General features: G+C 41.8%; 24 protein-coding genes. 16 read left to right on the plus strand and 8 right to left on the minus strand.

The features are described 5' to 3' along the window. Window positions 1-160: 160 nt before the first annotated feature. Complete coding sequence (locus CSV64_RS02075; protein WP_158232998.1) at window positions 161-2,581, minus strand: Lon protease family protein; 2,421 nt, start codon at window positions 2,579-2,581, stop codon at window positions 161-163. Window positions 2,582-2,777: 196 nt separating this feature from the next. Then, the gene (locus CSV64_RS02080; RefSeq protein WP_099633403.1) at window positions 2,778-3,515 is read right to left on the minus strand and encodes a cyclase family protein; all 738 of its coding nucleotides are present in this window, start codon (window positions 3,513-3,515) and stop codon (window positions 2,778-2,780) included. Between the two features lie 185 nt (window positions 3,516-3,700). On the opposite strand from CSV64_RS02080, the gene CSV64_RS02085 reads away from it, so the two are divergent. Continuing rightward, a complete protein-coding gene (locus tag CSV64_RS02085; protein WP_099633404.1) occupies window positions 3,701-3,913 on the plus strand; it encodes an alpha/beta-type small acid-soluble spore protein in 213 nt (70 codons plus the stop codon). A 405-nt stretch (window positions 3,914-4,318) separates the two neighbouring features. Here the strand turns inward: CSV64_RS02085 and CSV64_RS02090 are convergent, their stop codons facing one another. Both CSV64_RS02090 and ggt read right to left on the minus strand, forming a co-directional pair. Then, a complete protein-coding gene (locus CSV64_RS02090) occupies window positions 4,319-6,508 on the minus strand; it encodes a YhgE/Pip domain-containing protein (RefSeq protein ID WP_099633405.1) in 2,190 nt (729 codons plus the stop codon). Between the two features lie 236 nt (window positions 6,509-6,744). Then, the gene (ggt, locus tag CSV64_RS02095; RefSeq protein ID WP_199168383.1) at window positions 6,745-8,499 is read right to left on the minus strand and encodes a gamma-glutamyltransferase; all 1,755 of its coding nucleotides are present in this window, start codon (window positions 8,497-8,499) and stop codon (window positions 6,745-6,747) included. Between the two features lie 382 nt (window positions 8,500-8,881). Here ggt and CSV64_RS02100 point away from each other — a divergent pair, with 382 nt between their 5' ends. Next, the gene (locus CSV64_RS02100; RefSeq protein ID WP_099633406.1) at window positions 8,882-9,766 is read left to right on the plus strand and encodes a D-alanyl-D-alanine carboxypeptidase family protein; all 885 of its coding nucleotides are present in this window, start codon (window positions 8,882-8,884) and stop codon (window positions 9,764-9,766) included. An 80-nt stretch (window positions 9,767-9,846) separates the two neighbouring features. Here the strand turns inward: CSV64_RS02100 and bioA are convergent, their stop codons facing one another. Together bioA and bioD are read right to left on the minus strand one after the other, a co-directional pair. Next, window positions 9,847-11,178: an adenosylmethionine--8-amino-7-oxononanoate transaminase gene (gene bioA, locus CSV64_RS02105; RefSeq protein WP_233190400.1), complete on the minus strand. Its 1,332-nt coding sequence runs from the start codon at window positions 11,176-11,178 to the stop codon at window positions 9,847-9,849. A gap of 16 nt (window positions 11,179-11,194) precedes the next feature. Further along, window positions 11,195-11,923, minus strand: a complete 729-nt coding sequence (gene bioD, locus CSV64_RS02110; protein WP_158232999.1) for a dethiobiotin synthase — start codon at window positions 11,921-11,923, stop codon at window positions 11,195-11,197. Window positions 11,924-12,019: 96 nt separating this feature from the next. On the opposite strand from bioD, the gene CSV64_RS02115 reads away from it, so the two are divergent. Then, window positions 12,020-12,586 (plus strand): biotin transporter BioY, encoded by a 567-nt coding sequence (locus tag CSV64_RS02115; RefSeq protein ID WP_099633409.1) that lies wholly within the window; start codon window positions 12,020-12,022, stop codon window positions 12,584-12,586. Window positions 12,587-12,640: 54 nt separating this feature from the next. Here CSV64_RS02115 and fabG read toward each other — a convergent pair whose 3' ends face one another. Further along, window positions 12,641-13,384 (minus strand): 3-oxoacyl-ACP reductase FabG, encoded by a 744-nt coding sequence (fabG, locus tag CSV64_RS02120; protein ID WP_099633410.1) that lies wholly within the window; start codon window positions 13,382-13,384, stop codon window positions 12,641-12,643. 215 nt (window positions 13,385-13,599) lie between these two features. Between fabG and CSV64_RS02125 the strand changes: the two genes are divergently transcribed. The 6 genes from CSV64_RS02125 to CSV64_RS02150 all read left to right on the plus strand — a co-directional run bounded on the left by CSV64_RS02125 (window position 13,600) and on the right by CSV64_RS02150 (window position 18,224). Continuing rightward, window positions 13,600-14,031, plus strand: coding sequence for a BrxA/BrxB family bacilliredoxin (locus CSV64_RS02125; RefSeq protein WP_099633411.1), 432 nt, complete (start codon window positions 13,600-13,602; stop codon window positions 14,029-14,031). Next, complete coding sequence (locus CSV64_RS02130) at window positions 14,028-14,807, plus strand: class I SAM-dependent methyltransferase (protein ID WP_233190390.1); 780 nt, start codon at window positions 14,028-14,030, stop codon at window positions 14,805-14,807. The genes CSV64_RS02125 and CSV64_RS02130 overlap by 4 nt, the downstream gene beginning before the upstream one ends. Window positions 14,808-15,222: 415 nt before the next feature. Beyond that, the gene (locus CSV64_RS02135; protein ID WP_099633412.1) at window positions 15,223-15,810 is read left to right on the plus strand and encodes a YpjP family protein; all 588 of its coding nucleotides are present in this window, start codon (window positions 15,223-15,225) and stop codon (window positions 15,808-15,810) included. 224 nt (window positions 15,811-16,034) lie between these two features. Next, a complete protein-coding gene (locus CSV64_RS02140; protein ID WP_099633413.1) occupies window positions 16,035-16,631 on the plus strand; it encodes a hypothetical protein in 597 nt (198 codons plus the stop codon). Window positions 16,632-16,787: 156 nt separating this feature from the next. After that, window positions 16,788-17,729, plus strand: a complete 942-nt coding sequence (locus CSV64_RS02145; RefSeq protein ID WP_099633414.1) for a thymidylate synthase — start codon at window positions 16,788-16,790, stop codon at window positions 17,727-17,729. A gap of 12 nt (window positions 17,730-17,741) precedes the next feature. Then, entirely contained in the window at window positions 17,742-18,224 is a 483-nt protein-coding gene (locus tag CSV64_RS02150; protein ID WP_099633415.1) for a dihydrofolate reductase, read from the plus strand. 9 nt (window positions 18,225-18,233) lie between these two features. Here the strand turns inward: CSV64_RS02150 and trhA are convergent, their stop codons facing one another. Then, on the minus strand, window positions 18,234-18,869 hold the full coding sequence (gene trhA / locus CSV64_RS02155; protein ID WP_099633416.1) for a PAQR family membrane homeostasis protein TrhA: 636 nt from the start codon (window positions 18,867-18,869) through the stop codon (window positions 18,234-18,236). Between the two features lie 78 nt (window positions 18,870-18,947). Here trhA and CSV64_RS02160 point away from each other — a divergent pair, with 78 nt between their 5' ends. From CSV64_RS02160 to deoD, 7 genes are all read left to right on the plus strand, one after another. After that, complete coding sequence (locus tag CSV64_RS02160) at window positions 18,948-19,784, plus strand: DegV family protein (protein ID WP_099633417.1); 837 nt, start codon at window positions 18,948-18,950, stop codon at window positions 19,782-19,784. 25 nt (window positions 19,785-19,809) lie between these two features. After that, complete coding sequence (locus CSV64_RS02165) at window positions 19,810-20,613, plus strand: GDSL-type esterase/lipase family protein (protein ID WP_099633418.1); 804 nt, start codon at window positions 19,810-19,812, stop codon at window positions 20,611-20,613. Window positions 20,614-20,621: 8 nt separating this feature from the next. After that, a complete protein-coding gene (locus CSV64_RS02170) occupies window positions 20,622-21,194 on the plus strand; it encodes a YpmS family protein (RefSeq protein WP_099633419.1) in 573 nt (190 codons plus the stop codon). A 7-nt stretch (window positions 21,195-21,201) separates the two neighbouring features. Next, window positions 21,202-21,738: a peptide-methionine (S)-S-oxide reductase MsrA gene (gene msrA / locus CSV64_RS02175; RefSeq protein WP_199168399.1), complete on the plus strand. Its 537-nt coding sequence runs from the start codon at window positions 21,202-21,204 to the stop codon at window positions 21,736-21,738. Beyond that, complete coding sequence (gene msrB, locus CSV64_RS02180) at window positions 21,735-22,160, plus strand: peptide-methionine (R)-S-oxide reductase MsrB (protein ID WP_099633421.1); 426 nt, start codon at window positions 21,735-21,737, stop codon at window positions 22,158-22,160. Before msrA ends, msrB begins: the two co-directional genes overlap by 4 nt. Before the next feature lie 15 nt (window positions 22,161-22,175). Further along, the gene (locus CSV64_RS02185) at window positions 22,176-22,400 is read left to right on the plus strand and encodes a YozE family protein (RefSeq protein WP_099633422.1); all 225 of its coding nucleotides are present in this window, start codon (window positions 22,176-22,178) and stop codon (window positions 22,398-22,400) included. Between the two features lie 78 nt (window positions 22,401-22,478). Beyond that, window positions 22,479-23,183, plus strand: a complete 705-nt coding sequence (deoD, locus tag CSV64_RS02190) for a purine-nucleoside phosphorylase (protein WP_099633423.1) — start codon at window positions 22,479-22,481, stop codon at window positions 23,181-23,183. Window positions 23,184-23,234: the final 51 nt, after the last annotated feature.

The following is a 23,234-nucleotide window of genomic DNA, read 5'->3' on the forward strand; positions in this document are numbered from 1 at the left end:
GAAATGTAAGCTGGTTGGAAATACATAGGAGGATTTCGGTGGTTTATTACGGATGACTGAATAATCTGATGAAATACAGGATTGTAATCAAAGAAAGGATCTGCACTAGAAATGCTCATGAAGTCTAACCTTCTCGAGCGTTTCATATGCAGATCCTATTTCAATTCTCTTGTTCTTTGGCAAATTCCATAAACAGACGTAATTTAGCTGCAGCTTTTCCATAGACGGTTTCTTTATCATAGTCACCATGTTCATTCGGATGTCCTGCCGGTATACCGGTTAATAGTTCGATTCCTTCTTCAATCGTTCGCACTTTATAAATATGGAACTGTCCACCACGAACGGATTCAATGACTTCATCATTCAGCATCAAGTTTTTTACGTTTTGGTGGGGGATGAGGACGCCTTGTTTGCCCGTTAAGCCTCTACTTTTACATACATTATAGAAACCTTCAATTTTCTCATTAACGCCACCAATTGGCTGAATTTCTCCGTTTTGATTGACGGAGCCAGTTACAGCTAATCCTTGCTTGATTGGAATTTCCGCCAAGCTTGAAAGAATCGCATATAATTCTGTGCTTGATGCGCTATCACCATCCACACCACCATAAGATTGTTCAAAAGCGATATGCGCAGTCAGTACTAACGGATACTTTTGCGCAAATTTTTGTCCTAAATAACCTCCTAATATATAAACACCTTTATTATGTGTATTTCCGCTCATTTGGCTTTCTCTTTCAATATTGACAAAGCCTTTCTTCCCCATAAATGTAGTGGCTGTAATACGCGATGGTTTACCGAAATGATATTGTCCTAAATCATAGACCGCCAAGCCATTTACTTGTCCAATCTTTTCTCCGGTCGTATCAATTAAAATGCTGCCTTCGTCAATACTCGCTTGAATTTTTTCTTCATATAAGTTTGAACGATATCTCTTTTCTTGAATGGCTTTTTCTATATGTTTGGCCGAAACGAGGTCGTCTCCCATGATGCTTGCCCATGCATCCGCTTCATAAAGCAATTCTACTTGTAAATTAAAACGAGTGGATAATTTATTTTGATCGCCTGCGATACGTGAACTGTATTCAATAATTTTTGCCACAGCTGTCGGATCAAAATGCCGAAGTCCGTGTTTTTTACAATGGGTATGAATGAAACTAACTAACCCTGCAATATTATCTTGGTTGTATTTCATTTCCACATCAAAGTCTACACGGATTTTAAAGAGTTTACGGAAATCCTCATCGTGATGGTAAAGCGCTTGATAAATATCCATATTTCCAATAATAATCACTTTTACGTCAAGATGAATTGGGTCTGGGTTAACGGAAGCGGTAGCAATGATGCTCGCATGTTCACCTATATTTTCAATTTGTAATTTATGGATTAATAATGCTCTTTTTAAGCCTTCCCATGCTTGGCTCTTCGAAAATATATCTTTCGCTTGAATGAGAAGATACCCTCCGTTTGCCTCATGTAAATAGCCGGGTTTTATTTTCGTGAAATCAGTACTCATAACACCCATACGGTTTTCATATTCCACTTTACCCATTAGGTTATAAAAGGTAGGATTATCTGCAGATATGACGGGCATGCCTGTAGTTTCGCTATTATCAACTAACACGTTTATCGTATATTTTTTTAGCGCTTGATTCTCGTCTTTGAACAGATTGCCTAGCTGTTTTTCATCCTTTTTAGATGGACTAGGTAAAAACGTGTGAAAGTTATTTACGAGATCTTTTCGTACTGCTTTAATATAGTGCATCACTTCAGGGCAGTCTTTATAATTCTTTTTTAATTCATCAATATGAAAATCGATGGTCGTAATGGCTGTTTGATGATCATAGCCGGCTAAGGATTTCTTCAAATCTTGTTCAAAACGTAGTATCGTTTTCGTCGCTTCTAGAATAATTTCTTGTAATTTGGCAGATTTACTTTCAATGGCTGCGAGTTGTTCCTCATTTAATGCATTATAAGCTTCCTCACTTATAGGTTTTCCGTCTTCGCCCATCGGAATCGTAGCGATCGTGGAATCGGATTGTTTTAGTATAAATCCGTTCTCTGCGGCTACTTCATTGGTCTGTTTATATACTTCGTCCATTTGATCTTTATACTTTCGAATGATCGATGAACGATTCTTTAATCGATTATCTTCATTAAAAGAAGTGGGAATATCTACTTTTAAATCCTTCAATAGGTCTTCCATCGATTTTTGAAGTTGCTTACCGAATCCAACAGGGAGTTTTAGCACTTTAGGTTTGTACTCATCTTCAAAGTTGTTTACATAACACCAGTCAAAGAGGGTAGTTTCTTTCTCTGAAAAGTCATGTACGACGGTAGTGACAAACGACGTTTTTCCCACACCTTCAATCCCTGCAACATATAGATTATATCCAGGTTTATTCACGTGTAGACCAAAATTCATCACGGACCGCGCGCGTTGTTGCCCAACGATATTTGTCAGTTTTTCCACTTGTTCTGTTGATTCGAATGAAAATATCGAGTAGTCTACCACTTTTTTTAGATCTGATGGTTGTAACTCTGCTTGTAGTTTTATGGAATCTTCATTGAAGTTTGCCAAATAACTCACCTCACTCATTTTTGCTTACTATTCAGTACATACCCTTAATGTGATTAATGCACGCAATAATCAGATAAATAATTACGTGAAAATAGAAATTTTACATTACCGAAGTTTTAGATTTCAGCAACCTTTATATATGAAATAGAAAAGGTCTTGCTAACGCTGAAATGTGCACAGCAACACCTTTTAGTATTTACGGCAATATCGCAAAACTGCGGACGGGAAAACCAGAAGCTTTTTCGGGTTTCGGCATAATGTTGAAAATCACGGCACCTTTAGCAGGCAATTGGTCGAGGTTCGTCATCAATTCCACTTGATAGGTATCTTGCTCCAATACAAAATATTCTCCGCGGAGCGCTTGGTGCTTTTGGAAGTCCATCGCTGAATCAGTATCGAATGTTTCGTGTCCAACTGCTTGTATACCGCGTTCATTGAATAAAAACTCTAGTGCCTCTAATCCCCAACCAGGGATTCGGTTATTCCCTTCGGTGTCTTTATTGCAGAAAGCTTCATGATCTGGCCAACGCTTACTCCAATCCGTGCGCAATGCAACGAATGTGTCTGCTTCAATTCGGCCATGCTGTTCTTCAAATGATTTAATGTCTTCTATAGTTATTGTGAAGTCATGATCTTCTTGTGCTTGTTTAGAGAAATCCATTACGACTAATGGTAATACAAGTTCTTTTAGCTCGAGCTCATCGAGATAGCGTGTATCGCGTACGAAGTGAATCGGTGCGTCGATATGTGTTCCATATTGACCCGCCATTTTGAAGCTCTGAGCAAAGAATCCATCATCGTGCGTGAAGAGTGTTTCGAATTCTGCTGCGTCAAAAGCAGAAAAGTGAGGGGAATCGGGTCCGAATGTGTGGGTCAAGTCAACCCATTGTGTACTTTTAAGTAGTTGGATTGCTTGTTGAAGTTCATTTGTCATGTAAGTTCCTCCATTATGTATGTTGTTTCGATAGTATGTTTATTCAAAAAGAAAGTCAATATGTGTTGATGTCGGTAGTAGAACTATGGTTAAACCTTTGAAGTAATTGCTTTAAAAACTTTTTTACTCTCGATGTATGATATTTCGAAAATTGCTCATTCTATTGTCAGAAGGAGGTGGACAACATGCCAAACAACAACAGCAACAGCAACTCAAACCAACTTTTAGTTCCAGGCGTACAACAGGCGATCAACCAAATGAAGGAAGAAATCGCTAACGAATTCGGTGTAAACCTTGGACCAGACTCCACATCGCGTGCCAACGGATCCGTCGGCGGAGAAATTACAAAGCGATTAGTGCGTCAGGCTCAATCACAAATGAACGGTTATACGAAGTAATCGGTTCTAACCAGCTAAATTAGCATGTGAAAAATCAATGTCACTATACGCTTTGATTTCTCAAAAATCAAAAGACGACGATTCATTCGAACCTGAATGGATTGTCGTCTTTTTGTATTGAAAGTGATGCTTTTACAAATAAAGATAAACTTGTTTAGAAACATCGAGGTTTTAATTTTGAAATTCAACGGGTTCAACAGGATACTTTTTATAGTGGGAATCTCCAGACGCGCTGAAATATTATATAGTAGTTAACACGACGTAAAACCTCCTTACCAATGTAGGGAGGTTTTTTGTGTTGCATATTATTTCCGTTGAATATCATATAAATCACCATAACCGAATGCTGCTATAGAGCGGTCAAAGAAACACTCTTTATTCAGCAGACACATTATATGCAACAATTTAATGAAATAGATCGGTTTCACGTGATTTCGCTAAAAGATGATGGGTTGCTTTATTCATTTTTTCTTTGAATACTATACCGAATGTAATGAATACCAATCCAACTACTACTAAAAACAACAGATCCTTTATAGTTCGGGCCCAGACGATTCCTCCAACGGACTCTCTCATCAAGTCAATTGCGTATGTGAAAGGTAGGAAAGGGTTGATCCACTGGAAAAATGAAGGTAGCAGCATAATCGGATACGTGCCACCAGATCCTGCAATCTGTAGCACGAGTAAGACAATGGCCATTGCTTTGCCAACATCACCGAACACCGAGACGAGCGTATAGACGATCGACATGAATACAATACTAATTAATATCCCAAACAAGAAAAATGCGATCGGCTCTTTGACGGTTACACCAAGAAGTAGGATATCGCCGGTCGTCACGATCAGCGTCTGTATGCAGCCGATCAAACCGAATGTAAAAAGCCGGCCTACATAAATTTGTCTAGATGTGAATGTACCTTCACGGCTAATGTCTGTAGAGAGTAAAGAAATTAATAGTAAACAACCGACCCAAATGGAAAGTACCGTATAAAAAGGTGTCATGCCGGTACCGTAATTTTTGATCGGGAACAGCTTCGTTTCATTTAATACAATCGGTTCCTCAAAGAAGCTCCGCTCCGCTTGTGGATTATTTTGCAGTAAGTCGATGATTTCATTAATATCTGTCGTACCTTGAATATCCTCAATACGATTTGCCAGTTGGTTCACTTTCTCGTAGACATATGGGTATTGGTTTAACGCGCTCTCGACTTGCTGTTTACCTTGCGTCAAGTGTTGATCAGCACTAGTTAATGTTTGTTGTACTTCGGGAATGGCGTTCTGTACTTCAGTCAGCAACGCTTTGGCACTAGTTAGTGTCTTTAATGCCTGGGCAATTTCTTTGCGAATGTAAGGTTCTATCGTGTCGGTGTATTCTTTTAGGAATGAATCGGCTTTCATGGAAGTGTTCTCGGCAATCTTTTGCAAATCATTTATACTATTGCGTAGCCGCTCTTCTTCACCTTGCATAAGTGAGTCCATTGTACGTGCATTTTGTTGAATTTCATTTAGTAGATTTTTAAGATTGTCGACTTTTAGTAATGCCGCGTCTATTGGTTGGGAGAGAGTGGCATCTGTTGCATTTGCTTGTTCACCATTCAATTGTTCAGCTACATTCTTTATGTTCTGAAGGTCTTGCTGAAGTCCTTCTAGTTTTTCGATACTGCCAGTTAGACGATCGTCAACTGCTTGTTTCGTGCGATTCCATTCAGTAAAGTCAGGTGATAGTTGCTGAATTTGTTTGAGAAAATCATTGGTTTCATTCGTAATAGCAGTGATTTTCTCCACATCCGCTGTAATACGTGGTGCAGCTGCTTGTAGTCGGTTCTGCGCTGTTGTCAGCTGATCCAACGTATCATTAATCGTTTTCAGTCCTGAATTCGTAGTTCGTTTCGCTTCAGGCAGTAACTGTTGGGCTTTGTTGATAATTTGTTTCGCAGAGTTGGCATCAGTTACAATTCCTTCCAGTGTCTTGTGAATCGCTGGTAATTGCTTTTGAATGTCGAAGATGTATTGCTCGAATTTCTTGATATCAGGTAAATCTTTCTCGATTTCTATTCCAAGTTCATTAAACAAATCGAGTACCACACCATTGACCGTAGAGATAAAACGGCGGCTTACTTTGTCTACAATGACAGAAGCGCCTTTTTCCGTTATTTTAGGTGCGATAGAATTCAATTTTTCATTGACGAAATAATGGATTTCCGCTTTTTCAGGCTCTCCTGAAGTGACTGTCGCAAGTTTGCTAGAGAAGTCTTTTGGAATAAAAATCGCCGCAAAATAGTCACCGTATTCTACGCCGTCCATTGCTTCCTCACTTGTAGTAAATGACCAATCCATCTCTTTATTATCTTGTAAAGTATTTATTAGTTCTTTACCGACATCAATCTGTTTGTCACGCACCATCGCGCCTTCATCTTCATTGACAATCGCGACAGGTAATTGGTCGGTATGGGCATAAGGGTCCCATGTTGCGTAGATATTCAGCCAGGCATATAAAGACGGTAAAAAAGTTAACCCGCCAATCAATAGGGCAGCTACCCAGTTTTTACTAATATGCTTCAAATCCAATTTAAAAATATTCCAGCTTGTTTTCACGATTTACCTCTTTTCCAGTAACGCTTTTTATTAGCTATTATGCCCATAAAACTGGAATTCAACTGATTTCTTTTGTGATTTTAAAATGTGTTTCTGCGTCTAGGTTAGGAAGCCAAAGATTGGTACAGAAATGCACAGGAATATTTTCCGCACGAAAGATGTTTCACTAAAAAAAGCACCTTGTCCCTAGCTGATATAGCAGGGAATAAGATGCTTTTTCTATAATAGTAGGTAATTTATTTACTTACACCAATTGCGGCTCCATTACGGCTGGAATCAGCAACGCCTTTATAGACGCCTTCCTTTTGGTCGATTAGAATACTTTGTACATTCCCGATCGTAGTCGGCTTGTCACCAAATTGATGACCGAGTACACGTAAGTAATCCATTGTTTGTTGTGGAATCTCGCTTTCATAACGATAGGTTGATGTGCTGTTCGTATAGATTCTAGGCTCTTCTACAGCGGCTTTTAGCTCCATACCATATTCAATCGAGTGAATAATCGTTTGCAAAACAGATGTGATAATTGTCGGTCCACCGGGGGAACCAACCGAGAGAACCGGCTTGCCATCTTCAAATACGATAGTTGGTGTCATGCTACTGAGTGGACGCTTATTCGGTTCTACTTGGTTCGCTCCGCCTGGTACTGCGTCAAAGTCTGTTAGTTCGTTATTTAGGACAATTCCGTAACCTGGCACCATGATTCCGCTACCAAATAGTTGTTCAATAGTTGTCGTGTTAGAGACAACATTGCCCCATTGATCCGTTACAGAGTAGTGCGTCGTTTCACCGAGTTTGTCTGGGGCAGGCTGTACTGTAGCTACAGTTGCATTCGGTTTGTTTTCATACTTCCATGGGTCGCCAGCTTTTGGATCTTTCATCATGTGATCCAAGTTGATCAAGTTCGTGCGTTCCTGGATATATTGTGGATTCAATAGTCCTTTTAGTGGAACATCGACAAAATCAGGATCTCCAGCATAGATGGCACGGTCAGCATATGCGAGATGCATAGTTTCCGCAAGTAGGTGATATTTCTGCCATGATTTTACGTTATATTGGGAAAGATTGAAGTGATCCAGAATACCAAGCATCTGAAGAAGGAAGACGCCTCCAGAGCTAGGGGGTGGCATGCTAGCAATCTGATAGCCTTTGTAATCGCCCCAAATGGGATCGTCCATCGTAATCGCGTATGTACGTAAATCTTCAGGTGTCATAGTGCCGCCATATTGTTGTACTGCGCCCGCGATAGCTTGTGCAATTTCTCCTTTATAGAATACATCTGTACCTTGGTTTTTAATTAATTCAAATGTTTTCGCCAAGTCTTTTTGTACTAATAGGTCACCTTCGCGCATAGGCTTGCCGTCAGGTACGAATATTTTTCCAGACTCTTTAAAAGCTAGTTTCAACTTATTTTCTTCAATAGCTTCCGCTAATACCGAGTCAATGGGGAAACCGTTTCGAGCCAAGTCAATTGCAGGATCAATTAATTCAGACATTGGAAGAGTACCAAAGCGTGAAAGTGCTTCCTCTAGTCCTTTTAACGTTCCTGGGACACCGACTGAATTTCCACCTTCCACTCGTTTAGAGAAGGGGATGGGTTCGCCTTTATCATCTAAAAACATGGTAGGAGTAGCTCCTGCTGGTGCGCGTTCACGGCTGTTGATGATCTGTGTTTTATCCGTGTTGGCATCATAATACATGAGGAATCCTCCGCCACCAATACCAGACATCATAGGCTCTGTCACGTTCAGTGCAAATTGGATAGCAACAGCGGCGTCAATCGCATTCCCGCCATTCGCTAATACATCGGCACCGACTTTCGATGCTAATGGATGCGCTGTCGTTACCATACCATCAAGTCCAGTTGCTACTTGACGATAATTTGAATAGTCCGTATCCCAATCACTAGCAAGTATAGTTCCTGGTAATGTACTGAATAAAAGTAAAAAACTCAATGGAAGCACTAGAATCCAATTCAATCGTTTCTTCAATCACTTCACCCTTTCAGAAATGTTTTTACTTTATCCTAGCAGTCGCTCTCCTTTCCAATTAAGTTAGATTATCACATTCTAATAGCGTGATAGCCTGAATAGTTAGATTATAGCAAACGCTTACATATATAAGTAGATTATATTTCGGATTTCGAAATTCAGTTCTAAAGTAGTTAGCGAGCGACGAATTTTCTAGTAATAAATAACCTACTAGCGGTCTGCCGATTTTCTACTAGGGAAACTAAATGAAACCATTTCACTAAAAGTAGAGCATGTTTTCTACAGTTAATTTATTTTGTTATTCTTCATACAATCTTAAGAAACGTCTGCTACCATTCTTCAGACTTCTCCTTCATAATGAATAGTATAGGCGGGTGTATACATGAAGAAATTACTACTGGTGTTACTCATCTGTTTGGGGATCTATGCGGTTGTTACCCAATGGAACGATGTGCAATTGATTGATGAAAATTGGAGTGCCTCGTCGAAGGCCATGATTCTCTTGAATGCACATACAGGTGAGGTGTTATATGAGAAAAATAGTAACAAACCATTACCGATTGCTAGCATGACAAAATTAATGACACAATATATCGTTTTGAATACGATCAAAAACGGCACGATTTCCTGGGAAACTACCTACCAACCAAGTCCCACCGTGATGGATATGGCACAGTTCGCTAGCGCTGCGAAGCTCGGCATGAAAGCGAATGAAAGTTATACAGTACGTGAACTATTTACAGCGATGACGGTCATTTCAGCAAATGATGCAGCGCTTGCGTTAGCTGAAATTGTGGCAGGGACAGAAGAGGATTTCGTTGCGATCATGAATGAACAAGCACGTGCGTTTAAGCTAAAGAAAACTGTTTTCTATAATCCACATGGCTTAGATGGCAATTATCTTGGCAGGGGTGATGATAAAAACAATTTGGCAACCGCTCATGATATGGCAGTGATCGCTGACCGACTCATCGCCACGCATCCTGAAGTATTGGAATTCGCCAGTATGACGCACTTCATGTCTGATGAAGGAATGAAGATGTGGAATACGAATTTATTGTTGCCTGGTATGCGTATGCAAATGGCTGGCATCGATGGATTAAAGACTGGATATACCGATGCGGCAGGTTCGTGTTTTACGGGCAGTGGGGTATTCAATGGAGAACGGGTGATTTCCGTATTAATTGGAGTAGAGGAAGTAGATGGCGATGTAACGGAACCACGTTTTAATGTAACTAGGGAAATGGTGGAGCGGTTTGTAAAGTGATAATTAACTTATATCTGTTTTAAGAAAGACTGCGCTAGAAACGATGGTGGTTTCTAGTGCAGTCTTTATAAATTTTGTAGTTATTGCTGAATACTACTCATAGCCACCAATTCTTCTGTCACTGCCTGAATACCTTCCGTCATTAGAGCAACCATTTCTGCTAACTGTTCATTTGATGTAGCAAGAGGCGGCATCAGGACAATGACATCCCCGAGCGGCCTTGTCAGCAAACCGAGCTTTCTCATTTCCAGTGTAGCTCGGTAAGCTACACGGCTTTCTAATGGGAAAGACTCTTTTGTGTGCTTGTCTTTCACGATTTCAATTCCGCACATCAAGCCACATTGTCTAACATCTCCTACATGTGAAAGTTGCTTGACGTCCACTAGCAATTCCTTAAGCAACATAGACTTTTCTTCTGCCTGCTTTACCAGTTGCTCTTTCTCGAATATTTCCAAGTTAGCTAGCGCTACTGCACATCCGAGCTGGTTCCCTGTGTATGAATGTCCATGGAAGAATGTTTTCATTTCTTCATATTCTCCATAAAACGCATCGTAGATTTCTTCCGTCGCAAATGTTGCGGCGACTGGCAAATAGCCCCCTGTAAGTCCTTTTGCTACAGTCATGAGATCGGGCTGGATTCCTTCATGCTCGACAGCGAACATTTTCCCAGTGCGTCCGAAACCGGTAGCTACTTCATCGACAATCAGTAAAACGTTAAATTCATTGCACAATTGTTCAACGCCTTTTAAATAACCTGCTGGCATTGTATTCATTCCGCCAGCTCCTTGAATCATCGGCTCAAGCACCATTCCTGCAATTTCTTCATGGCGTTCTTCAAATAACAAACGCAGTTCCCGTAGACTTTCATCTCGCACGATATTCTCATCACCTGAAGGGTGGCGGTAAACGGATGGGAATGGAATGACGAGTGCATCAAATAATAGGGAAGTATAGACTTTATGATACAGTTCAATCGAACCGACACTCATCGTCCCGACCGTATCACCGTGATATCCGTTGCTAACTGTCACAAAGCGTGTTTTTTTCTCGAGACCTTTATTCTGCCAATACTGATACGCCATCTTCACCGCTATCTCAACAGATGTCGCGCCACTATCCGAGTAAAACACGCGGGTCAATCTTTCGGGAACTAATTTCACTAATTTCTCTGCCAGCAAAATTGAAGGTATATTTGCTGCTCCGAGTAACGTTGAATGCGCAATGGACTGCAGTTGCGTTTGTATGGCTTCATCTAATTCCTTTTTTCGGTGGCCATGTACATTTAGCCACAATGAGGAATAGCCATCCAAATACGTTTTGCCATGTATATCCGTCACTGTCACGCCTTCTCCGCTTGCAATGATAAGCGGATCTTTCTCGTAATCCGACATCTGTGTAAATGGCAGCCACATATATTGCTTACTTTTCTTAAGTAATTGATTTGCTTCCACTCTGTAACGCCTCCTCTAAAATTGTAAAATCCCATTCTTTATAACATTTCTTTTTCTTTTCCGAATCCATCAGCGTTTCTTGAATGTCTTTCTGATAGGGAATGATCCCAATCACTGGGATACCGCTCAGCTTATAGATCATTTCCACATTGTCTTTGATGATATGTGGGGAGTCTTGCGCCGTATCATTGAATAAAAGCCCTGCGATTCGAATCCCTCTTGCTTTCATTGCTTCGATTGAAAGGAGTGTGTGGTTAATCGTCCCAACACCCGCTCGTGCCACTAATACCACAGGTGCCATCAATTCTGCCAGCCAATCAATCATGCAATACCCTGCTGAGGTTAGCGGAACATATAGCCCCCCAGCTCCTTCTACTACGATGCCGTCATACCTTTCACTATGCTTCTTCACCGTTTGTGTCAGTCTATTAATATCGATTTGTACGTCTTCCAAACTGGCAGCCAAGTGAGGCGAGCAAGGTGTAGTGAATAAATAGTCGGGGGAGAGTTGTTCTTTGTCCGATGCCATACCATAGGTCATACTATCCGGCGCCGCAAAGCTGTCATTGCGTAAAATCGCTCCTGTTTGGATAGGTTTAAACGGGACGAAATTCCGACCGTTCGTAGATAAAAATTCACTGAGTAACACAGTGGCTACGGTTTTTCCGGCATCAGTATCTGTTCCGGTAATGAATAATATCGACACGTTATAAACTCCTTTTGAAAATATAGGTTAACTAAATACTAAATTATGTTAACATATAAATTGTGAGACAACAATAGAAAGTAGGAGGATTAGAAAATGAAAGCAAAAGAACTTGTACTTTGCGCATTATTTGCGGCATTGATGGGGGTGGGAGCGAACATAGCGCCTCTACTGACGATTGGAGGTGTGCCAGTCACGCTTCAGTTGCTATTTGCAATATTGGCAGGGGGATTACTAGGTAGCCGATTAGGGGCCTTGTCTATGTTTGCGTATTTATTTATTGGGTTGGCAGGTGCTCCGATTTTTGCACAATTTAAAGGGGGACTCGGTAGTTTCATTAGCCCGACGTTTGGTTACATTATTTCTTTTATCTTTGTAGCTTATTTCGTAGGGAAGTTTTTCGAGCGTAAACCATCGTGGTTTAGTTATGCGGGTGCAGGTTTTCTCGCAATAGCAGTGAACTACATAATCGGTACGAATTATATGTATTTTGCGTATGTATACTGGGTAGAAGCGCCTGCTGGCTTCAGTTATGCACTTGCTTGGTCTTGGATGGTTGCGTATTTACCACTGGATATCGGAGTTACGATTCTGTCTATTCTATTGATTCCTAGACTGCAAAAAGCTATTAGATTCAAGCCTCTAAGCAAGCGTTTAACATAAAAAATATACCTGTGTGAGGACAATCGAGAAGTTCTCACGCAGGTATATTTTCACTTACACCATCAAAAATCCGCCACTGACACTAATACACTCTCCGTTAACAAAACTCGAATCATCTGAAGCTAAAAATGCAACCACTGAAGCAACTTCCGCAGGGTCACCCATACGACCCGCCGGCGTTAACATCGTCGCCATTTTCTTTACATCATCCGGCAAATCTTTCGTCATATCGGTATTGATCTGTCCTGGTGCAACCGCATTGACCGTTATCTGCTTAGCACCGTTTTCTTTAGCTAGCGTTCGAGTCAAACCAAGTACACCTGCTTTTGATGCACTGTAATTTCCTTGTCCCATGTTGCCCCAGCTGGAAGAAGAGGAGACATTGACGATCTTACCGTACTGTTGTTTACGCATTTGCGGAATGACCGCTTGGCACGTATAAAACATGCTGTTGAGATTAACGTCCAGTACAGAATGCCACTGCTCGGGCGTCATTTTATGGAAAAATGCATCCCTCGTTATACCTGCGTTATTGACCAATATATCGATCTTGCCGAACTTCTCGTAAATCGTAGAGAACGTTTTCGAAACATCTTCTGGATCGGCTACGTTGCACTTCATAGGGTAGACGTTCTCACCTGAGGCATACAACGCCGAAGCTGTTCGTTCCAATTTTTCGAAATTGACATCTAAAATGATTACTGTTGCCCCGTCATTGAGTAAACGTGCGGCTATCTTCTCACCGATTCCTTGTGCTGCACCTGTTACGACCGCGATCTTATCTAGTAATTCCCCCATATTTCACACTCCTTATCATTTTTATAGAATAGTAAGATTACTTTACCATAAATGAATGATGATTCATATAGTCGATTATTCACCTAGAGAATATTAGCAAATGCAATAATCTAGCATCCGCCAACTCAATCACGTGAAATAATTCCTTCTATCCTTTACTATTGAAGTCAGTACGACGTAAAACACTTAACCCCACGAAAGGCGGAGATATTCAAATGAACGCTTATGATGAGTACATGCGCGGAATCGTTACACCGATGCGCGAAGAACTAACGACTGCAGGATTTACAGAACTAACAACGGCTGATGAAGTCAACGATACGCTTAAAGACTTGGAAGGTTCAGCGATCATCATGATCAACTCGGTATGTGGATGTGCAGCAGGTTTAGCACGTCCAGCAGTACGCGAGGCAATAGAAGAAGTAAAACCGGATCACCTATTTACGGTGTTTGCTGGACAAGATAAAGAAGCGACGGAAACATTCCGTTCGTACTTCCCAGAAATCCCACCAAGTTCACCATCCATCGCAATTTGGAATGAAGGCAAAGTGGCTTACTTTATTCCACGTGAACAAATCGAAAACTTCCAAAAAGATCAAATTAAAGAACATCTCGTCGACGTCTTAACTAAAGTTGTTGCTCAGTGAACGTGATTATTACGACAGCAGGACGCCCAGATGAACAGTCCACTGTACTGATGCATCAAGCAGCGGACGCGTTACAGGCACCTGTCGTCGAACGGAAAAAGCGGTCTATCCCTACACTCCAAGACATCTATCAAGCGGATGTCTTAGTGGCGGGGAAGGACCGCTATTCGTTTTACAAAAAAGACGGTACCGAACCGTTCTTCTTTCATCCGAACTCTGCCACCTATCGCCTGAAACGTATTCTAAAAGGCGAAGCAGATCCACTCGTGGTGGCGGCTGATCTAAAGCTAGGAGACTCTTTCCTCGACTGTACGCTCGGTCTAGGCTCCGATGCGATTATTGCAGCGAGTGCTGTGGGAGAACAAGGATCAGTTGAAGGGATCGAAGCGGACCCAATCATCGCGTTTCTCACCCAAGTCGGATTGCACAATTTTCCGATCGACTTTCCACTACTACAAGAAGCGATGAGACGGATCCAAGTCATTCATGCGGAAGCTGTAGAGTTCTTGAAAACTTGCGAAGCGAACTCACGCGACGTCGTATTCCTCGACCCGATGTTCACGACACCGATTGAAGAGTCTTCCAATTTTGAAGTGCTACGGGAAATTGGCGTGACGGATACTGTCACTGAACAATGGGTTACAGAAGCTTTGCGCGTATGTAGACGACGAGTCGTACTGAAAGATCACTACCAGTCACCGATGTTTGAACGCTTCGGCTTTATTCAGCAAATTCGCCCATATACGAAAGTACATTATGGTGTGTTGGAGAAATGAAATGGGCTTTAGCGCGCTCTCATTTCTTTACGTAACGACTAACATAGAAAAAAGACTGTATAGCTTTTTATTAAGCCATACAGTCTTTTTGTGTTTTTTACATAACGCCAGTCTGTTGCGTCTAAAGGGCGTTCTTCGCTTTTGAATTAGTGCGTGAAATTAAGGGAGCTCAAGTACAAAGTCAATACAAGCATACCAATACCTAGTAGAAAGTTAACATCCATTGTTGCGACCTCCTTTATATGTAGCGCGTTAATTGAAATCCGCTTAACTTGCAATCAGAGAACATTTTGTGAATATTGATGATTGAAGTTTGACTTTATTGTACAATGAAATAGTAAAAGATGAAACCTTTTGTGACGCTTTTCGTATGAGTTATGTAGATGTATGACGGAATGTTGAAGGAGTGATGGAAATGAAGCAATGGTTACAGCGGCTGATGATCGCATCTGTCGCCGTGTTGACACTGGGCGTCATTACACCCAATCATGAAATTTGGACAAACTTTACGGATAAGAATGAACCAAATGAATCTGGAACCCACGCAGAAGGCATGGAGTATTCCCTTGAACTGCAAGACAACCGAGATGACTTACTGACACTAGACAGCTACACTAGAGAACAACAATTGGTCGCACACGCGCGTCTATTAACGTATGAAAAATTCGGACAGCGTATCGGCCCCGTAATCCAGAATGAATTCGATCACGAGATTTTCCCACGAATCGAAGCCGTGATCCAAACGACCGTACATAATGCAGCAGATCGCCGTCTCGCCATCACTGAGCAGCCTTCAGGCGATTATGCGGAAAAGATTTTTCACGTCTACGACAAGACAGCGAATGAAGATCTGATCAAATTCCACGTTCGGACGGAAAAGCGACCGGTTGACGGCTACTTCTATAACTTCCATTACCATACAGCGGATGATGGATTTGTGGCGCACCATTCAGTTGGGGATATTTACTGGTCGAAGAACACACCCCCGAAATGGCTTTCGTAAGATGTTGAAGTTTTGTTTAGAGGAAATTGAATTGAATAAAAACCGTGTGAAACCAAGTTTGCAGGAGATTGGTTTTATGCGGTTTTTTGATTTGAGCAGAAACATTGTTGAGTAAATAAGACAATTCTTTAGTTCTCTTAGGTTTGCCAGGCTAGAATTGTGTAAAGACAAGTGAAACCTGTCACAATGCGGGAACGTAGAGAAAAGTGAAACGAGGTGATCAAATGGATGTTTTGAAGTTGGATCTTGATGTGTACTCGCCTTTGATATTACCTATTATTATTCTGATTTTAGCCGGAGGAATTATCGGTATAGTATTCAAATCCCAAATAAACAACTTTGAAAAATATTTTGCAATATTTAAATTTGCTTTTTATATACTTTTAGCCTTTGGAACATTTTTACTGGATGTTACTGTAGATGGCGATAGTATAAAAAGTATTGGTTTCGATATACCTGATAAACTGACTATAGGACAATTTTTATTGATTGTATTGTCTACATTCGAAGCCTGCTCTAATTTCATAGATTTTTTAAAAGTTCCCAAAAGCGACTTTCACTTAGTAACTAAAGAAAAATATCAAACTGATAAAATTGATGACTCTTCTAGAAGGATTCAAACTGCCAAAAAAATTGCGGAGCTTGAAGAGGAAATAGCAGATATCAAAAGAAGTACTCTTTGCATAAATAAAAGTGTGAAAGACAATGAAGAGAAAGAAAATATGAAATCAAAAGATGTGACACAAATACAAACTCGCTTGCTTATTATTTATTTTATTCAAGAATACATAGTAGGTAAAATTAGAAGCAAGAAGAAATAAATTATTTTTAATAGAATTTGCATCACACCGTAAAACGGCTTTCTTGACCGGTCGTTTCCCGGTGTGTTTTTTTGTACCCAATTCCAATGTCTTTCTCTTTGTACTAACACAAACAATGTTATAATAGGTGTAATTTCAGAAGAGGGAGCTTGAAGCATGAAGCAATATTTAGATCTATGTCAACATATTCTGGATACAGGAACAAAAAAGGGAGATCGTACGGGTACGGGGACATACAGTGTCTTCGGGTATCAGATGCGTTTTGATTTAGCGCAAGGATTTCCTTTATTAACGACAAAAAAGACGGCGTTTCGTCTAATTGTCTCGGAATTACTATGGTTTATAAAAGGTGATACGAATATCCGCACGTTGATTCAAGAACGTAACGGTATTTGGGATGAATGGGCATTTGAGCGGTATGTGAATAGTGAAGCGTATACAGGACCGGATATGACGGATTTTGGTCGCCGTGTACTGAAGGATGAAGAATTCGCGGTTACGTACAAAGCGGAGCTCGCATCATTTAAAGAGAAAATCTTAGCGGACGAAGAATTTGCGAACGAGCACGGGGATCTAGGTCCTGTCTACGGTAAGCAATGGAGAGCATGGGATAGTGCGAACGGTGTCATCGATCAGCTTGCACAAGTGATCGACAGCATCAAAAACAATCCGGACTCTCGCCGCCACATCGTCACGGCATGGAATCCAGCTGAAGTGGATGATATGGCGTTGCCACCATGCCACTTACTGTTCCAGTTCTACGTGGCGGACGGCAAGTTATCATGCCAGCTCTATCAGCGCAGCGCGGACGTCTTCTTAGGTGTACCGTTTAACATCGCGTCGTATGCATTACTCATTCATTTAATTGCACATGAATGTGGTTTAGAAGTAGGCGAATTCGTCCATACATTAGGAGACGCTCACTTGTATCAGAACCATATTGATCAAGTGCACGAGCAATTAGCGAGAGAGCCGAAAGAATTACCGACATTGAAAGTCAATTACGACGGTCGTTCGATCTTTGATTTGACGACGGAAGATATTTCGATCGAAGGTTATGATCCGCATCCGAGAATTAAAGCACCAATCGCAGTATAAGGAGGACATACGATGATTTCATTATTAGTGGCACATGACCTAGGCCGAGTGATCGGCAAGGACAATGAGATGCCGTGGTATATTCCGGAAGAGCTACAATACTTTAAAGAGAAGACGATGGGCAAGGCGATGATTATGGGACGCAAAACGTTTGAATCGATTGGTCGTCCGTTAAAAGGTCGATTAAATATCGTCATTACGCGAAATGAAGATTATGAAGCGGACGGGGTAACGGTCGTTCATAATATGGACAGCGCGGTAAAACTCGCGAAAGACTATGCGGACGAAGTGATGGTTATCGGTGGCGCGGAGATTTTCAAGATGTCGATGGCAGATAATGCCGACAGATTGTATGTGACGGTCATCGAGAAAAATTATCCGGGTGATACATTTTTCCCGGAATACGAAGAAGACTACGCGTTAACAAGTAAGTCTCAGCCGCATTATGCGAAAGACGGCACTGCGTACACGTACCAAATTTGGGATAAAAAATAACGCTCTTCTCTATACATAGAGAAGAACGCTAAAGAACATAGATGCGCTGCCTGCCATAACGAATAGGTGCCAGATCGCGTGATTATACGGTACACGGCGTGACATGAAGAAGTACGCACCCGCTGTATAGAGCAACCCACCGATCACAAGCAACCATACGCCTTCTGGCGGCAGTGCGTTATATAATGGTTTGATCGCTAACACGATGAGCCAGCCCATTATGAGATAGAGTGCAAGTGATAGTTTGGCAAAGCGGTGAATGTAAAAGACCTTGAACAAGATACCGAACAAGGTCAATCCCCAGATGATGCCAAATAACGTCCAGCCGAGTGCCCCTTTTAAGGTGACAAGCAAAAATGGCGTATACGTTCCGGCAATCAGTACATAAATGGCGGAATGGTCGAGAATCGCGAAAAAAGATTTCAACTTGACCGGCATACTATGTAATAGTGTACTTGCGAGAAATAGTAACAACATGGACACGCCGAAGATCGTGTAACTTGTAATAGCGATTCCGGTACCTTGTTTCACACCTTTTAAGATCAGCAAGACTAGTGCAGGTATGCTGAGTAAGAACCCGATGGCATGCGTAATTGCGTTCCAGCGTTCTTCCCGCAGATTCTTGTAATCGAATGATTCTTCCATAATTGCACCTCCTGCAACACACTATACCAAATACAGCGATAAAAATCGCAAAAGCCACACGCGAAGGAGATAGAAATCATGAAAAAAATTCATATCGTCACGGATTCCACTGCAGATTTAACGGATGAAGTGATTGCTCAATACAATATCCATGTTGTACCTTTAACACTAATCGTCAATGACAAGTCTTATATTGACGGCGTAGAACTCCAACCGGAAGAATTTCTCAACTTGATGCGCGACGCAAAAGAATTACCAAAAAGTTCACAGCCGGCAGTGGGTGTATTCCAGACTCTCTATGATGAACTGGGAGCGGATGGCTCGCAAATCATCTCGATTCATATGACCGGTGGCATGAGCGGTACAGTGAAATCCGCAGAGACCGCAGCTCGTGCTTCAGACGCAGATGTTACCGTCATCGACTCGATGTATATTTCGCACGCATTGTCGTTCCAAGTGCTTGAAGCATGCCGACTGGCTGAAGAAGGCAAAACAGTAGCGGAGATTGTGGAGGCAATTGATCATGTACGTAAAAGTTCCTCTTTATTCGTCGTACTGGATGTCCTAGATAACATGGTAAAAGGCGGACGTATCGGCAAAGGGAAAGCAATGTTCGGTTCCCTTATGAATATCAAACCTATTGCGTCGCTTAAAGACGGGGTCTATTCGCCCGTCGCAAAAGTGCGCAGCCATAAACAAGTAGTCTCGTATTTATTTGATGAGTTTAAGAAAGAAACAGCAGGGAAAGTAATTCGTAGTGTTGGGATTGCCCATGCAAACGGTCTGGCGATGGCGGAACCGCTCAAAAGCAAGATAGAAGAGATGGGGATTCACGTGATGCTGACATTTACAACACCGATCGTCAGTACCCATACAGGAGAAGGCGCGATCGGATTCATGTATTACACCGAGTGATACTAACTACAAAGGATATGACATTATGAGAAGAATGCTAGTGCTAGGTCTCGTCTTTTCATTGTTCTTAGCAGGGTGCCAGGCCCCATTCAGCAAAAAAGAGACGACGCTTGCGGAACGTGATACCGTTGCGTTCGATCCGTTTATTGTGCCAGAAACTTTTATCCCAAAACGTGTGAACGTCTTAGGGCTAGGTGATTCATTGACACAAGGAGTCGGCGATGAACGTAAAGAAGGCGGATATTTCGGCCGTTTGACGTCGGACATGGAACAATGGAAAGGCATTATGGAAGTGGACGCCGTGAATTTAGCGAAACGCGGACGGCGCAGCGACCAGTTTTTAAAGCAATTGCAAGATGAAGACGTACAAGAAGCGATCATTCAGGCAGATTATATCGTCTTTACGATCGGTGGCAATGACATCATGAAAGTCGTCAAAGGGAACTTCATGCAGATGAAAATGTCTGATTTCTATAAGGCGCTCGGTAAATTCGAAAATAGAATTGAAGAGTTGTTCGAGATTTTGCGTCTGTATAACCCCGATGCACCGATTATCGTGGCGGGTCTTTACAATCCGTTCTCCGTCGTAACGGACGAGGTACAGGAGTTCGAAGACATTATCGCTGACTGGAACCGCTCAATTGAAGAACAAGTGGAACAAGACGGCATGGCTTGCTTTGTTCCGGTAAAAGATTTATTTAATTCGAATGAAAACCTGGTTTATCACACAGACTTCTTCCATCCTAATAGTAAAGGATATGATTTGATGGAAAAGCGTTTTGTAAGAGAAATTAAAAGCTGTTCAGCGGTTGACCTGGAAGTGGAGTGAAGTACAATATGAATATTTGGAAAGTAGCGTTTTTCAGCCTGGCAGGAATAGTGGCAGCGGCGCTCGTGGGAGTAATTATCCTCATCAGTGGTGCTACCGCTTCTCCCCCCCTACCGGAAGATAAAGAGGCAAAAGGGGAAGGCTATACTTTGGCACTCAATACAACCAAAGTGAATTTTGAAGGAATAGCAAACACATATATTAGAAAAGCGGTAAAAGGCAAGTTGCCAGTGGAATTAGAAATGCGCGACGATGTATTGTTAACGTCTGAACTTACGGTGTTCTCGCATACATTACCGCTTGCCATGCATTTTGATCCCATCGTACGAAAAGATGGAAACTTAATTCTCAAACAATCGTCCATGGAATTAGGACAATTGAATGTACCTCCTTCTACGGTATTGAAATTATTGAAGAGTTCAGTTGAGCTGCCAAAATGGATGGTCGTTCGACCGAAAGAAGAAGAAATTTTCATCGATTTAAAAGACTTGCCGATCTCGGGAGACGTCCAAGTGAAGGCAAAAGAAGTGAATTTAGCACAAGATGAGATTATATTGGAAGTATTGATACCGAAAAACTAAGGGGGCAATTACTATGACAACACAACTCGCAACTTTCGCAGGCGGATGCTTCTGGTGCATGGTCAAGCCGTTCGACCAATACGACGGAGTACATTCCGTAACGAGTGGTTATACTGGAGGACATACCATCAATCCAACGTACAAAGAAGTTTGTTCCAATACAACGGGTCACCGAGAAGCTGTAGAGATCGAATTCGACGATAGCGTCATCAGTTATGAAGAATTATTGACTGTTTTCTGGCAAGTAATCGATCCTACTGACGCAGGCGGCCAATTCCATGATCGTGGTGAATCGTATAAGTCAGCGATCTACACACACTCGGACGAGCAACAACAAGCAGCAGAACAATCGAAGCAAGCTTTACAAGACAGCGGCAAGTTTAGCGCACCGATTGTGACAGATATTTTCCCAGCGGAAGTATTCTATCCAGCTGAAGAATATCACCAGCAGTATTATGAAAAGAACCCGGATCACTACGCGCGTTACACTGTCGGATCAGGTCGTGCAGGATTTATCGAAGAAAATTGGGGGAATCGTTCATGAAAAAAGACTTACGTACTGAATTAACAGAGATGCAATATCATGTGACGCAAGAAAGCGGAACAGAACCACCGTTTCGTAATGAATATGATGCACACTACGAAGACGGAATCTATGTAGACATCGTATCAGGCAAACCGTTATTCAGCTCGAACGATAAATACGACGCAGGTTGCGGATGGCCAAGCTTCACGAAGCCAATCGAAGCCGTAGAAGTAACCGAGCATTTCGATACAGCTCACGGTATGCGCCGCACGGAAGTACGCAGTAAGACAGCGGATTCTCACTTAGGACATGTATTTCCTGACGGACCAACAGAACAAGGCGGGTTACGTTATTGTATCAACTCCGCTGCATTGCGCTTCGTTCCAGTGAGTGACCTAGAAAAAGAAGGCTATGAAGAATACAAAGGACTATTTGAGTGAAAGTAGGTGACGACGATGGATCGATCCTTTTACCATTTCGCGCTACGCTACCGTGGCGGTGGAAAAGATGATGTAAAGGCGTTGTTTGCAGATAGAATGTTTGTCGATGCCGGTTTCCCGAAGGATGAAGAGGATTTCGATTCATTGTCGCGTTACGTCGAGGACATGGCGGACGATCATTTACGTTCTACTACATTTGACGAAATATACGCAATCTATCAAGAGCTTTGCAGTAGATAAATGGCGAGGGTTTCATTGCATCTCGCCATTATTCACTGTATGATAATAACAAATTAGTGAAAAGAGGCTGAAAAAAAGATGAGCATACATATTGATGCAAAACCAGGCGATATCGCAGAAACAGTTCTTCTTCCGGGAGACCCATTGCGCGCGAAGTATATCGCAGAAACTTTTTTAGAGGACGTCGTACAGTATAACGAAGTACGTAATATGTTTGGCTTTACAGGAACATACAAAGGCAAACGCATTTCCGTACAAGGTACTGGGATGGGCGTTCCATCTATTTCTATCTACGTAACCGAGTTAATGCAGGAGTTTGGCGTTCAAAAATTGATTCGCGTTGGAACATGCGGTGCGATTCAAAAAGACGTGAAAGTACGGGACGTTATCTTGGCACAAGGTGCGACAACAAATTCTTCACTAAACGACGTTACATTCGGCCCGATTCGTTTTGCGCCGATTGCGAACTTTGATTTATTGATGAAAGCGTATAATGCAGGGAAAGAAAAAGGCTTGCATTTACAAGTAGGAAACGTCTATACAGAAGATTTCTTCTATAATGAAGACGCACAGCATGAAAAACTAGCGCGTCACGGCGTATTGGCTGTGGAAATGGAAGCTGCAGCACTGTATACACTAGCGGCTCGCTATGGCCGTCAAGCACTAGCTGTCCTAACAGTTAGTGACCACATCCTTACAGGAGAGATTACGACTCCTGAAGAGCGTCAAACGACATTCAATGAGATGATCGAAGTTGCGCTAGACGCAGCAATTGCTGACTAATAGAATAGATAGAAACTTGTAAAAGACCGCTCTTGGCAGCGGTCTTTTGCA

Origin of the sequence: Sporosarcina sp. P32b (genome assembly GCF_002743335.1) — a bacterium.
In the GTDB taxonomy this organism is placed as follows: domain Bacteria; phylum Bacillota; class Bacilli; order Bacillales_A; family Planococcaceae; genus Sporosarcina.